Origin of the sequence: Cellulomonas sp. S1-8, from assembly GCF_026184235.1 — a bacterium.
In the GTDB taxonomy this organism is placed as follows: Bacteria; Actinomycetota; Actinomycetes; order Actinomycetales; family Cellulomonadaceae; genus Cellulomonas.
In genome coordinates this window covers 2,863,055-2,875,373 of sequence record NZ_CP110806.1, presented here as the reverse complement: position 1 = coordinate 2,875,373, position 12,319 = coordinate 2,863,055, and the positions used below count along the sequence as shown (strand labels likewise).

15 protein-coding genes are annotated in these 12,319 nt (G+C 75.9%); 7 read left to right on the top strand and 8 right to left on the bottom strand.

Annotated elements, in window-relative coordinates; genetic code table 11:
* The first annotated feature begins 9 nt into the window (after positions 1–9).
* Positions 10–543: a DUF1697 domain-containing protein gene (locus OKX07_RS12900; RefSeq protein WP_265628465.1), complete on the top strand. Its 534-nt coding sequence runs from the start codon at positions 10–12 to the stop codon at positions 541–543.
* A gap of 7 nt (positions 544–550) precedes the next feature.
* Here OKX07_RS12900 and OKX07_RS12895 read toward each other — a convergent pair whose 3' ends face one another.
* From OKX07_RS12895 to OKX07_RS12880, 4 genes are read right to left on the bottom strand one after another with little or no spacing between them, the layout of a single operon-like run.
* Entirely contained in the window at positions 551–1,297 is a 747-nt protein-coding gene (locus OKX07_RS12895; RefSeq protein WP_265628464.1) for a hypothetical protein, read from the bottom strand.
* A complete protein-coding gene (locus OKX07_RS12890; protein ID WP_265628463.1) occupies positions 1,297–1,893 on the bottom strand; it encodes a SigE family RNA polymerase sigma factor in 597 nt (198 codons plus the stop codon). Before OKX07_RS12890 ends, OKX07_RS12895 begins: the two co-directional genes overlap by 1 nt.
* Complete coding sequence (locus OKX07_RS12885) at positions 1,890–3,035, bottom strand: amidoligase family protein (protein ID WP_265628462.1); 1,146 nt, start codon at positions 3,033–3,035, stop codon at positions 1,890–1,892. The genes OKX07_RS12890 and OKX07_RS12885 overlap by 4 nt, the downstream gene beginning before the upstream one ends.
* Before the next feature lie 4 nt (positions 3,036–3,039).
* Positions 3,040–3,591: a hypothetical protein gene (locus tag OKX07_RS12880; RefSeq protein ID WP_265628461.1), complete on the bottom strand. Its 552-nt coding sequence runs from the start codon at positions 3,589–3,591 to the stop codon at positions 3,040–3,042.
* Between the two features lie 344 nt (positions 3,592–3,935).
* On the opposite strand from OKX07_RS12880, the gene OKX07_RS12875 reads away from it, so the two are divergent.
* The 3 genes from OKX07_RS12875 to OKX07_RS12865 are packed head-to-tail and all read left to right on the top strand — an operon-like array spanning position 3,936 to position 6,454.
* Positions 3,936–4,970, top strand: a complete 1,035-nt coding sequence (locus tag OKX07_RS12875; protein WP_265628460.1) for an NAD-dependent epimerase/dehydratase family protein — start codon at positions 3,936–3,938, stop codon at positions 4,968–4,970.
* A gap of 47 nt (positions 4,971–5,017) precedes the next feature.
* Positions 5,018–5,542 carry a DsbA family protein gene (locus OKX07_RS12870; protein ID WP_265628459.1) on the top strand — a complete coding sequence of 175 codons (525 nt, stop codon included), beginning with the start codon at positions 5,018–5,020 and terminating at the stop codon, positions 5,540–5,542.
* Positions 5,543–5,599: 57 nt separating this feature from the next.
* Entirely contained in the window at positions 5,600–6,454 is an 855-nt protein-coding gene (locus tag OKX07_RS12865; RefSeq protein ID WP_265628458.1) for an SDR family NAD(P)-dependent oxidoreductase, read from the top strand.
* 55 nt (positions 6,455–6,509) lie between these two features.
* Here the strand turns inward: OKX07_RS12865 and nhaA are convergent, their stop codons facing one another.
* Together nhaA and OKX07_RS12855 are read right to left on the bottom strand one after the other, a co-directional pair.
* Positions 6,510–7,859: a Na+/H+ antiporter NhaA gene (gene nhaA / locus OKX07_RS12860; RefSeq protein WP_265628457.1), complete on the bottom strand. Its 1,350-nt coding sequence runs from the start codon at positions 7,857–7,859 to the stop codon at positions 6,510–6,512.
* 97 nt (positions 7,860–7,956) lie between these two features.
* Positions 7,957–8,403 carry an HIT family protein gene (locus OKX07_RS12855; protein WP_265628456.1) on the bottom strand — a complete coding sequence of 149 codons (447 nt, stop codon included), beginning with the start codon at positions 8,401–8,403 and terminating at the stop codon, positions 7,957–7,959.
* A 97-nt stretch (positions 8,404–8,500) separates the two neighbouring features.
* Between OKX07_RS12855 and OKX07_RS12850 the strand changes: the two genes are divergently transcribed.
* On the top strand, positions 8,501–9,334 hold the full coding sequence (locus tag OKX07_RS12850) for an alpha/beta hydrolase (RefSeq protein ID WP_265628455.1): 834 nt from the start codon (positions 8,501–8,503) through the stop codon (positions 9,332–9,334).
* 64 nt (positions 9,335–9,398) lie between these two features.
* On the opposite strand, the gene OKX07_RS12845 is transcribed toward OKX07_RS12850, so the two are convergent.
* Positions 9,399–9,962, bottom strand: a complete 564-nt coding sequence (locus tag OKX07_RS12845; RefSeq protein WP_265628454.1) for an NYN domain-containing protein — start codon at positions 9,960–9,962, stop codon at positions 9,399–9,401.
* A gap of 276 nt (positions 9,963–10,238) precedes the next feature.
* Between OKX07_RS12845 and OKX07_RS12840 the strand changes: the two genes are divergently transcribed.
* Both OKX07_RS12840 and OKX07_RS12835 read left to right on the top strand, forming a co-directional pair.
* On the top strand, positions 10,239–10,766 hold the full coding sequence (locus OKX07_RS12840) for a MarR family winged helix-turn-helix transcriptional regulator (RefSeq protein ID WP_265628453.1): 528 nt from the start codon (positions 10,239–10,241) through the stop codon (positions 10,764–10,766).
* Between the two features lie 100 nt (positions 10,767–10,866).
* Positions 10,867–11,391 carry a flavodoxin domain-containing protein gene (locus OKX07_RS12835; RefSeq protein ID WP_265628452.1) on the top strand — a complete coding sequence of 175 codons (525 nt, stop codon included), beginning with the start codon at positions 10,867–10,869 and terminating at the stop codon, positions 11,389–11,391.
* A 35-nt stretch (positions 11,392–11,426) separates the two neighbouring features.
* Here the strand turns inward: OKX07_RS12835 and OKX07_RS12830 are convergent, their stop codons facing one another.
* On the bottom strand, positions 11,427–12,308 hold the full coding sequence (locus OKX07_RS12830) for a serine/threonine-protein kinase (protein ID WP_265628451.1): 882 nt from the start codon (positions 12,306–12,308) through the stop codon (positions 11,427–11,429).
* Between the last annotated feature and the right edge of the window lie 11 nt (positions 12,309–12,319).

The window sequence follows — 12,319 nt, the reverse complement described above, 5'->3', positions numbered from 1 at the left end:
GGACCGACGATGACCGTCATGGTGGCGCTGCTGCGCGGCGTGAACGTGGGCGGTGCCACGAAGGTGCCGATGGTCGACCTGCGCCGCGTCGTCGCCGACGCCGGCTACGGCGACGTCCGGACGTACGTCAACAGCGGCAACGTGCTGCTGACGACGGACGCCACGGACACCGACGAGGTCGCCGCGACCCTGCGGGCAGCGTGCGCCGCCGCGTTCGCGGTCGGACCCGACGTGATCGTCCGCACGCGCGACGAGCTGCACGCCGTCGTCGCCGGCAACCCGTTCCTCGACCGCGACGACGACCCGACGCACCACCACGTCGTCTTCCTCCCCGGCAGGGAGACGGCCCGGCTCCCGGACGTCGACGTCACCCCTCCGGAGGACCTCGCCGCAGCGGGCCGCGAGGTGTACCTGTTCCTGCCGCACGGCATGGGCCGCAGCCCGCTGGCCGCGCGGCTCGCCCGGCAGCCGGGCCCGGTCGGCACGGCGCGCAACTGGCGCACCGTGACGACGCTGGCCCGGATGGCCGACGAGCCGGCCTGAGGCTCGCTCAGCCCTCGCCGCCCACCTCGCCGGACGGCGCGACGGGCAGCGCCTGCCCCGCGGCGAACGCCACCGCCGCGCGCGCCTTCGCCTCGGAGACGTCGACGTCCCAGAGGTCGGCCAGCGCGAGCGCGTCGTCCCAGACGTAGCCGGCGGCCCACAGCGCGGCGATCTGGTCCGCGGTCACGTCCGTCGTCATCGAGCCGGGCGCGACCGGCACCACGTCGCCGTCGAGCAGCATCTGCCCGGCACGCGCCTTCGTCTCCGTCGTGTCCGTGCCCCACAGCTCCGCGAGCGCGTTGATGTCCTCGGTCTCGAACCCCGCGCCCCAGAACGCCTCGTACTGCTCGCGGGTGTAGCCGTCCGGCATGGCGCTCCACTCGATCCCCACGGCCTGGACGACGTTCTCGACCGTGCGCGCCATCGGGGAGTACGGGTTCGCGGCCGCGGCTGCACCGGCGCCGCCGACGGCGAGCGTCGAGGTGACGATCCCCGCGGCGGCGATCCGCGCCCCACGGCTCGTCATGAGGCGCACGGGGGTGCGGTGGGCCGCCGCCCGGGACGCCAGCTGCGCCTCGAGGCGCGCGGCGACGACCGCAGGGTCGGGCTGCAGCGCGTCGCGGGTGCGCAGCGACCGGGCGATCCGCTCGACCATGAGGTCGGGGGGCGGCCCGGGGGGCGCGCCGTCGGTGGGTCGGTGGGTGCCGGCGTCGTCGCCGGGGGAGCCGGGGACGGCTCGCAGGTGCTCGTTCATCAGGACTCCGTGGTGAGGTCGGCGACCCGCAGCGTGGCGAGCGCGCGGGATGCGTGGGAGCGGACGGTGGCGGCGGAGGTGCCCAGCACCTGGGCGATCTCCAGGTCGGCGAGGCCCTCGTAGTAGCGCAGGACGAGGACGGTGCGTTGCCGCGGCGGGAGCGCCGCCAGGCGTTCCCACATGGCGTCGTCCTCGACGACGCGGTGGGCGTGGTCGCGCGTCGGGTCCGCGTGCGCCGCGAGCACCTCCTCCGTCGAGGGGTGCACGGTGCGCACGTGCCACCGGCGGCGCCACGACAGGTGCTCGTTGGTGACCATCCGGCGCAGGTACAGGTCGGGTCGGTCCATGAGGCTGATGCGGGTCCAGCGCACGTGGGCGCGCAGCAGGACCTCCTGCACCAGGTCGGCGGCGGTGTGGCCGTCGCCCGTCAGCACGGTCGCGTAGCGCAGCAGCCCGGGCAGGTGCGCGCGCACGACGTCGTCGAGGTGGTGCGTGGCACCGTCCTCGGCCGGCGACGGTCCGGTGACGGCGTGCAGGGGACGTACCACCGGGATCGCGGCGCTGTCCGGGCGCGACGTCTGGGTCCAGACGCTCATCGGGTGGCCTCCTGGCGGTCGGCGGCGAGCGCGGACAGCGCCGCCCGCGGGTCGTGGGCGGCGTCCGCACCCGGCAGGGGCAGCGGCCGCGGCTCCCGGCAGCGCAGCAGCAGCTGCTCGACGAGCCGGGCGCGGCGGACCACGTCGTGCCCGTCGATCGAGCCGGGCAGGATCCGCACCTCCACCGTGTCGCGCACGGGGCGCCGGGCGACGAGCTGCGTGAGGTTCACGTCGGCGTACTTCGTGAGCCCGATCGTGCGGGCGTCCTGCTGCAGGCGCGCCCAGCCCTCGGCCGTGCCGGCGTGGTCCCGCTCGACGAGGTCGAGGAGCGCGTCCGGCAGCGGGGCGAGCCGGCGGCAGGCCGGGTTGGTGCCCAGCGCCGCCCACAGCGGCTCGCGCCAGTGCGCGAACAGCCGGACGAGGTTGGCGAAGGGTGCGGGTGCCCGGTACGGGCCGCCGTCGACGTGCAGGTGCACGGCGGCCTCCTGCGGCACGGTGAACCCGAGGTCGCGTGCGGGGGCGAGCAGGGCCTCCAACGTGCGGACGTGCGCGTGCTCCAGCGGCGGCGTGACGATCTCGCACGGGCGCTCGCGGCCCGGCGGCAGGGGCATCGCCACAGCGATGCTCGCGCCCGCCGCGTCGTTGACGCGTGCGGCGCCGGGGAGCACGTCGACCGCGACCCCGAACAGGTCGGCGACGGGCCGCAGCACGTCCGCGAGGGACGCGTCGGGGTCGGCGTGCCGCTCGACGAGCCGCAGCAGGCGCGCGTCGTCGCACAGCACGCGGTACCACCCCCGGTGCCCGGGCAGGTCACGCCTGCCGGGCACCGGGGCGAGGTCCGCCTCGATGGTGACGTCGTCGACGAGCCGGGCGAGGGGACGCCCCTGCCCGTCGACGACGTCGAACGCGGGGGACAGGTGTCGGAAGACACCGACGCCCGGCACGGCCGACGGTTCGCTGTCGGTGTGGAAGGACCGTCGCACCCTGCCGCCGGAGCGGGCGGCGAGGACGTCCGCGAGCGCCTGCCGGTCGGACCCGACGGGTGCTAGCAGCTCGATCTCGACGCCGGTGCGCAGCGTCAGGCCGTCCGTGTCGATGGTCGTCTCCTCGCGGGCGCGGTGGTCCAGCATGCCGGACGCCATGGGCTCAGGACCCCGACGTGGCGGTGCCGCTCGGCTCGACGGGCAGCGTCTGCCCGTCGAGGAGCACCTGGCCGGCCCGTGCCTTGGTCTCGAAGTCGTCGGTGCTCCACAGCGCGGAGAGCTCCTGGACGTCCTCGAAGGTGTACCCGGCGGCCCACAGCGCGTCGATCGCGACGGACAACGGGTCGGAGCCGGCGTCGGGGTAGGTGGCGGGGGTGATCGGCAGGGTCTGCCCGTCGACGACCAGCTGCCCGGCGCGCGCCTTGGCCTCGGTCAGGTCGACGTCCCACAGCTCGGCGAGGTGCTGCGCGTCACCGTACGTGTACCCGGCGTCCCAGAACGCGGTGTACTGCTCGGGGGTGTAGCCCTCGGGCATGCCCTCCCACTCGATGCCGACGGTCTGCAGCGCGGAGACGACGCCCTGCGACACCGCGGACTGCGGTGCGACGGCCATCGCCCCGCCGGCGCAGGCGATCGAGAGCCCGGCAGCGACGGCGCCGACGACGACGAGGCGGCGGTGCCGCGGGCGGGTGGTGTGGGTGGGGTTCGCGTTCATGGTGCTACCTCCGGGTGGGGGGGGTGACGTTGCTTGCCCTCTGAAGACGCGGCTCACGCCCCGGATGTTGAGCCGCCACGCGAACTTTGTCCGATCTCCTGTCCCCACCACGCCGTCGGCCGCGCTCGCGGGTGGTCGGCGCGCGGATGCGGACCCGGGAGGGGGGTGCGACGGTGGCACGACGAGAGGCGGGACGAGCGGCGGGACGGTGGGACGGGTGCGGGCACGGACGTGGCGGGGACGCGAGCACGCGCGTCCTCTCGTCGAGGAGGCCGCGGTCGACCGCTCGCCTGCGGTCGCACCGGACCCCGCGGCATGATGCCGACGGCCGGGCGGGGGACCGCATGAGGGTCGTCGTCGTGGGCGGCAGCGGCAACGTGGGCACCGCGGTGCTGCGCCGCCTCGCGCAGGACAGCACGGTGACGTCGCTGGTCGCGGTCGCACGCCGCACGCCCAGGGACCGCCCCCCACCGCCGTACGACGCCGCGACGTGGGTGACGTGCGACATCGGCGCGCACGACGCGGACGTCGAGGTGATCGACGGGCTCGCGACGGCGTTCGCAGGCGCCGACGCCGTGGTGCACCTGGCGTGGGCCATCCAGCCGAGCCACGACCGGGCCCGGCTGCGCGCCACCAACGTGGTGGGCGCGCGCCGCGTCGTCCGGGCGGCGGCACGGGCCGGTGTCCCGCACCTCGTCGTGGCGTCCTCCGTCGGGGCGTACGCGCCGTCGCCGGGCGACCACCTGCGGGACGAGTCCTGGCCGGCGGACGGCATCCGATCGTCGTCGTACAGCGTCGACAAGGCGGCCGTCGAGACGCTGCTGGACCGCGCGGTCGCGCACACGTCGCTCGTCGTGGCCCGCCTGCGGCCCGCGCTGGTCTTCCAGCGGGACGCGGGCCACGAGCTGGCCCGCTACTTCCTGGGTCCGGCCGTGCCGGCGCGGCTGCTCGACGGCCACGCGCCCGTGCTGCCGTGGCCGCGCGGGCTGCGGCTGCAGGCGGTGCACGCCGACGACCTGGCCGACGCGTTCCGGGAGGCGGTCGTCCGCCAGGTGAGCGGGGCGTTCAACCTCGCCGGTCCCGGTGTCGTGCGCGGGCCCGACGTGGCGGCCCTGGTGGCCGGCGCGCGGCTCCGCGAGGTGCCCCCCGGCGTCGCCCGTGCGGCGCTGTCCGCCGCGTGGCACGCACGGATCGTGCCCGTGGGGCCGGGGTGGCTCGACATGGCGATGGCCGCGCCGCTGCTCGACACCACCCGCGCCGAGCGCGAGCTCGACTGGCGTCCCGCGCGCACGGGCGTCGCGGCGCTGCACGAGGCCGTCCAGGGCATCGCGGACGGTGCGGGCACCGCGAGCCCCCCGTTGCGGCCCCGGCGCCGATGAGCCCGGAACAGGTGCGCGCCGGCCCGGATCACGGCACGCTGTCGGCCATGACGTCCCCCGATCCCGCCGAGGTCAGCACCGACCCCGACCGTCACGTGCTGGGCGATCGCGACGCGCCCGTCACGATCGTCGAGTACGGCGACCTGGAGTGCCCGTACTGCCGCGACGCGGCGCCCGTGCTGCGGCGCCTCGTCGAGGAGTCCGACGGGCGTGTGCGCCTCGTGTGGCGGCACTTCCCGCTCTTCCAGGTCCACCCGCACGCGCTCGCGGCGGCGCTCGCTGCGGAGGCGGCGAGCGCGCACGGCCTGTTCTGGCCGATGCAGGAGCTGCTGTTCGCGCACCAGGGAGACCTCACGGACGCCGACCTCGCGGGGTACGCGCGTGAGCTGGGGCTCGACCCCGACCAGGTCGCCGGTGCGGCGGCCGACCGCTACGCACGCGGCGTGCAGGCGGACTACGAGGGCGGCATCGAGCTGGACGTGCCGGGCACGCCGACCCTCCTGATCGACGGCGTGCCGTACCGCGGCCGCGTCGAGCTCGAGGCGCTGCGCGCGGTCGTCGACGCGGTGTGACCGGCGTCGCGCGGACCCCGCGCGACGTGCGCGTGCACGGTGCGCCACGATGGGCCGGTGACCGACGCGACGCCTGACGTGCCCGCCCGCCCGACGCCGCCGGTCCCGCGCACGGCGCTGGTGACCGGCGCCGGACGCGGCATCGGCCGCGAGCTGGCCCTGGCCCTGGCACGCGAGGGCTACGCGCTCGGGCTGGTCGGCCGGACCGCGGGGCGCCTCGACGAGGTCGCCGCCGAGGTGAGGGCGCTGGGTGCGCCCGCGACCGTCGCGGCGGCCGACCTGGTCGACGCGGGTGCGGTGGCCGACGCGGTACGCCGTGTCGAGGCCGACCTGGCGGAGCACGGCGGGATCGGGCTGCTCGTCAACAACGCGGGCGTCATCGAGCGTGCCGAGGTGCCGTTCGCGGCCGACGACGTCGAGGACGTGTGGCGGGTCGTCGAGACGAACGTGCGCGGTCCGCTGCTCGTCACGCACGCCGTGCTGCCGGGCATGCTCGCGCGCGGCGGCGGGCGCGTCCTCAACGTCAACTCCGGGTCGGGGCACCGCGCGCTGACGACGTACACGGGCTACGCGATCAGCAAGGGCGCCCTCGCGCGGTTCACCACCCAGCTCCACCGCCAGTACGCCGCCGCGGGCCTGCGGGTGCTCGACCTGGCGCCCGGCGTCGTCGCGACCGACATGACCGCCGCGATGCCCGCGCACGCCGACCGCACCGAGTGGACGTCGCCGCGGGACGTCGCGGCGCTGGTCCTCGGTTTCGCGTCCGGGGACCTGGACGACCTGTCGGGCCGGTTCGTGCGTGCCGGGGTCGACACGGTCGAGTCGCTGCGGTCGCGCGCGGCGCAGATCGTCGCGACCGACGCCCGGACGCTGCGGCTCGCGACGTGGGGAGCCGACGACCCGGTGGTGTGAGGTCCGGCGGTGTGAGGTCCCGGTGCGCGACGGCCCGGTGGTGCGACGGCCCGCGTCAGCCGGCCGTGCGCCACGGCAGCGGCGGCAGCGTCGGGGGCAGGCTCGGCGGCGTGCACAGCGGCAGCCGCTCGCCCAGCCAGCGCAGCAGCAGCGACCCCGCGACGGCGGCGACGAGCGACCCGGCGAGCACGCCGATCTTGGCGCGCTCCAGCAGCACCGGGTCGTCGAACGCGAGCTGGGCGATGAACAGCGAGATCGTGAACCCGATGCCCGCGAGCACGGCACCGCCCATGAGGTGACCCCAGCGCACCCGGCCGGGCAGGTCCCCCAGCCCCAGGCGCAGCGCGAGCGTCGCGGCGCCGGTGACGCCGATCGCGTTGCCGAGGACGAGCGCGACCGCGATGCCGACGGTCAGCCGGGACGAGAACGCGTCGGCGAGCGTCGCGGGGTCGAGCCGCACGCCCGCGTTGGCGAGCCCGAAGAGCGGCACGACGACGAACGCGCTCCACGGGTGCAGCACGCGCTGCAGCCGGTCGCCCGTGGGCACGGCGGCGCGCCCGGCGACCTCGGCGGCGTGCTCGTGGGCGGCGCCGCCCTCGGACAGGAAGCGGCGGGCGTGCACCGCGACCGCGTCACGGCGCCGGTCGTGCGGCATGGTCGTCGGCACGAGCAGGCCGACGAGCACGCCCGCGATCGTCGCGTGCACCCCGGACGCGAGCACGGCGACCCACAGGGCGAGCCCGACGGCGACGTACGGGGCCAGGCGCCACACACCTCGCACCCGCAGTGCCAGCAGCACCGCGACGAGCGCCGCGGCCAGGGCGAGGGCGCGCAGGTCGACGCCGTCGGTGTAGAAGATCGCCATGGCGATGATGGCGCCGATGTCGTCGACGATCGCGAGGGTCAGCAGGAACATGCGCAGCCGGTCGGGGCAGCGCGGGCCGAACAGCGCGAGGACGCCGACGAGGAAGGCCGTGTCGGTCGACATCACGACGCCCCAGCCGTGCACGGCCTCGGTGCCGGCGTTGAACGCGACGAAGATCAGCACGGGCACCAGGAGCCCGCCGACCGCACCGAGCGCGGGGACGGCGACGGCGCGCGGGTCACGCAGCTCGCCGCGGGTCGCCTCACGGTTGATCTCGAGCCCGACGACCGCGAAGAACACGGCCATCGCGAAGTCGTTGACCCAGTGCTGCAGGTCCAGCTCGATGCCCACGTCGCCGACGAACATCCCGGCGGGCGTGTGCCACAGCGCCGTGTAGGCGTCGCGCCACGGCGAGTTGGCCCACACGAGTGCCGTGAGCGTCGCGACGAGCAGGACGACGGCGCTGCCCGCCTCGGTGGCGAGGAACGTGCGGACCGCGGGTGCGAGCGTCGTCACCCGCAGGTCACGGCCGTGCAGCATCCGCTCCCGCAGGGTCGGCCGGCCGGTGCCGCCGCTCAGCGTCGTCCCCGGGCGAGCGGGTCCGGACCGGGGGTCCGCGGCACGGTGCGCGCCACGGTCACAGTGCCGGGGAGGACACGTCGGCGGGGACGTGCGCGCCGTGCCCGGCGTCGCGCAGCGCGGAGCGCAGGCGCTCCGCCGCGGCGTCGAGGTCGGCGGGCGGGACGTCGTGGCGGGCGTGGGCGAACGTGAGGCTCGACTCGTCCCAGGCCGGCAGCACGTGCAGGTGGAGGTGGGGGACCTCGAAGCCGGCGACGAGCAGCGCCGCGCGCGGCGCTCCCCACGCGGCCTGCTGGGCGCGCCCGACGCTGCGGGCGACGGACACGAGGTGCGCCAGCAGGTCGTCGGGGGCGTCGGTGAGCTGCTCGACCTCGGCACGGGGGACGACGAGCGCGTGACCGTCGGTGATGGGGGCGATGGTGAGCAGGACGACCGCGAGGTCGTCGGCCCAGACGAAGCGGCCGGGGATCCCGCCGTCGATGATGCGCGTGAACAGCGTCGGCATGGCCACACGCTAGCGCGTCGTGGTTCACAGGATGTCCGAAACGTTTACGCACCGGACGGGCCTTGTCCTATCCGCGACCACCGCCTAGGAATCGCATGTGCGTCTGCGACCCGTCCCCCCGTCCCCCCGTCCGCTGCTCCCGCGCGCCCCGCGCGCCCGGGCCACCGCCGTGAGCCTCCTCGCGCTCGGGCTGCTCGCCGCGTGCTCGACCGGCACCGAGCCGTCGCCCTCCGCGCCGCCCACCGCGGAGCAGACCGAGGCGCCCGGCCCCACGATGCTCGAGAGCGCCCCCGTCGAGATGGCCTCGGCGCCCCCGCCCGCGTGCCTCACCGAGGGTGTGGCCTACGCCCAGGTCGGCGAGGCCGCCGCCGCGACGAACGTCGCGTGGGCCGGAGCGGGCGAGCGTGGCGTGCTCTTCGCCCCGCAGGTCGGCGGCGACGTGTGCCAGTGGGCCGCCGAGGTCGTCCGCCTCGCCGGCGCCGGGTACCTCGTCGCGACCTACGACTGGGGCGCGTCCGGCGAGGTCGGCTTCCAGGCCGCGCTCGACGTGCTCCACGCGACCGGTGCCAAGGACGTCGCGTTCGTCGGCGCGTCGGCCGGCGGGACGCTCGCCGCCGGCCTGGCCGACGACCTCGGTGCCGTCGCCGTCGTCGCGCTCAGCCCGCCGGCGCAGTACGGGGAGGTCGACGCCCGCGCCGAGACGAGCCAGTTCACCGGGCCGCTGCAGGTCTTCTCCTCGACCGACGACCCGCAGGTGCCGGCTGCCGACAGCGCGCTGGTCGTGCGCAACGACAAGACCTCGATCGTCATCCAGGTCTCGGGCACCGCCCACGGGGTCGAGTTCATGGCGGCCGACGGCGTCCACGCCGACCACGTGCGGACGACGATCGACGAGGCGCTGACGCAGGGCTTCACACCCGCCGCGGGCTGAGGGAGACCGTTCCGCCCCGCCCGACCGACGGCCGCGCCCCCTGCGGGGTGCGGCCGTCGTCGTCTCAGAGGTAGCGCAGCGGGTCGAACTCCTCCAGCGGGATGATCCGCAGGCGCGGCAGCTGCACGTTGAACGCCGCGACGTCCGTCTCGAGGTCGAAGGTCTGCAGGCCGCGCGCGGTCAGGCCGGCCAGCGACTGGCTCGTGAACTCCCGGAAAGCCAGCAGACCGACCCGGCGGCCGCCGTCGACCAGCGTCGCGACCTCGGGCGCGAAGTCGCCGTCGTGGCTCGCCAGCAGCACGTCGCCCTCGCGGCCCGCGATCGCGTCGAGCGTGCGCTTGATGCCGATGTCGACGACCTTCTCGTACGTCTCGCCCGACAGCGGGATCGGCACGAAGCCGATCGCGGTGAGCGCCTGCACGAACGACATCGGCAGCGTGCCGTTCGACGCGTTGAGGAAGAACAGCGCCTTCACCGGCTGCTGCCACGTCTGCTGGGCGAAGCTCAGGACGCGCTCCCAGCGCGGCCGTTGCTCCGGCGTGGGTCGTCCGCCCAGGATCGAGGAGCCGAGCGTGGCGTCGATGTTCTCGCCGTCCACCAGGAGGTACGTCGTGCCCGTCTCGGTCATCGCCCCAGGGTAGACGTGACCGAGGGCCCGGTGGCACGTGCCACCGGACCCTCCGCCAGGACGCCGCGGGGCGCGGCCCCCGCGACGCCCCGCTCATGCCCCGCGCGGGCCGCCGTGCAGGTGGCGCCGCCCAGGGTGACGGTGCTCGGCGCGGCGAGGAGCGGCCACCGGACGCCGGTCGCGGTGGTCCGTGATGACATGATCTCCCCGACGTCGAGGTGCGACGGTGACGAGGATGCGGCGACCGGCGGGGGCCGCGCAAGGGGTGAACCGTTGATGGTCGAGGACGACACCGGACCCGGGCCCGTCGCCGCCGGACACGCCGTGCGGGCCTCCGTCGACGCGTGGGAGGCGCTGTTCCGCGCGCAGGTCACGCTCGTGCGCAGGTTCGCCCGCGACGACGTCTGGGGCGGCACGAGCATGCGCGAGTACGACGTGCTCTACACCCTGTCCCGCGCGCCGCAGCACGCCCTGCGGCTGCGCGAGCTCGCCGGGTCGAGCCTGCTGACGCAGCCCAGCCTGTCCCGCCTCGTCGACCGCCTCGAGGCCGACGGGCTGGTGCGTCGCGGACCGGTCGAGGGCGACCGCCGCGGCCGGGCCGTGCACCTGACCGACCTCGGCGCGTCCCGCCAGCGCGAGATCGGCCGACGGCACGCGCACTCGATCGACGCCCTCGTGGGCGGCGCGCTCGACCCCGACGAGCTCGCCACGCTGGAGCACCTGTGCACCAAGCTGCGCCTCGCCCAGCAGGACCTGCCGGCACCAGGCAGGACGACCGACGACGACGAGCCGCCTGGCAGCTGACCCGGCGGGGACCTCGGGCCCAGGAGATCCGCCGACCCCTCGGCGACGATGGGGGAGCGACGGGCACCGGGCCCGGGCGACGGACGGCGAAGGAGCGACGATGCGCATCCTCCTGGCGGTGGCGTCGCGCCACCAGGGCACCTGGGAGATCGGTGAGGTGGCGGCGGCCCGGTTGCGCGGCCGCGGGCACGAGGTGGACCTCCGCGCCCCCGAGGAGGTCGCAGGCGTGACGGGCTACGGCGCGGTCCTCCTGGGTTCCGCGGTGTACACCGCCCACTGGCTGCCCGCTGCGCGCGACCTCGCCGACCGGTGCGCCGACGACCTGCGCGGGCGGCTCGTGTGGACGTTCTCGTCCGGCCTCGCCACGCAGCCCGCCAACTCGGCCAACTCGCCCCTGGAGGTCGCGGCGCTGTGCGACCGCGTCGGCGCGCGGGGGCACCGCAGCTTCCGCGGCCGCCTCGACCGCTCGGTGCTCTCGTTCACCGAGCGCGCCATCATCGCCGGCGGTCGGGCGCGCGAGGGGGACCACCGCGACATGGGGGCCGTCGCGGCCTGGGCCGACGAGATCGCCGACGCGCTCGACTCCCTGCCCGCCACGGTGCCGCTGGCGGCGCACCGCCCCTGACGACTCCTGGGGTGCTCAGGGGGCCGAGGGTGGGCTCAGGAGACGCGCAGCGTCCGCTCGCGCTGGCGACGCAGCCCTCGCAGCTCGGCGGACACCGCGACCATCGTGGGGCGCTGCGCGGGGTCGGACGCCGTCATCGCGCGCAGCAGCACCGCGAAGTCGCGGTCGACGTCGTCGGCGATCTGCGGGCCGTGCAGCAGGCGGGCGAGGGAAGCCGTCAGCGGGTCGCCCGGGTACGCGCGCCGGGCCGTGAGGCACTCGAGCAGCACGAGACCGAGGGAGTACACGTCGCTCGAGGGCCCGGCCGACGCACCCAGCGCCTGCTCGGGGCTCTGGTACCCGGCTGTCGCGCGGTCGTCCGGGCGGGCTGCCTGCAGCGACGCCTCGGAGGCAGCGATGCCGAAGTCCGCGAGGACGACCGGCAGGGTCGGGGCGTCACGGCGGCCCGACGTCGGCGTCGTGTCCGCGACCAGCACGTTCGACGGCTTGACGTCGCGGTGCACGACACCTGCGCGGTGGGCGTGCGCCAGACCCTGCGCGAGCTGGTGCCCGACGTCGGCGGTCGTCACGGCGTCCAGGGGTCCGTCGGCGACGAGGTCGCGCAGGGTGCGCCCCTCCACGAGCTCCATGACGAGGAACGCGACGGGACCCGTGCCGGGCATGACGTCGGCGCCGACGTCGAGCAGCGCCACCAGGGACGGGTGGGACAGGTCGGCCAGCACGCGGGCCTCCTGGGCGTAGCGCCGCACCTGGGCGGCGTCCGCACCGGTGAGCCGGAACAGCTTGACGGCGACGGGCCGGTCGAGCCGCGTGTCGACGGCCCGCAGGACCTCGGCCGAGCCGCCCTCGCCCAACCGTTCGCCGAGCACGTAGCGGTGCGCCAGCTCAGGCGCCGCGTGCCGACCGGCACGTGTCACGGCTCGCTCAT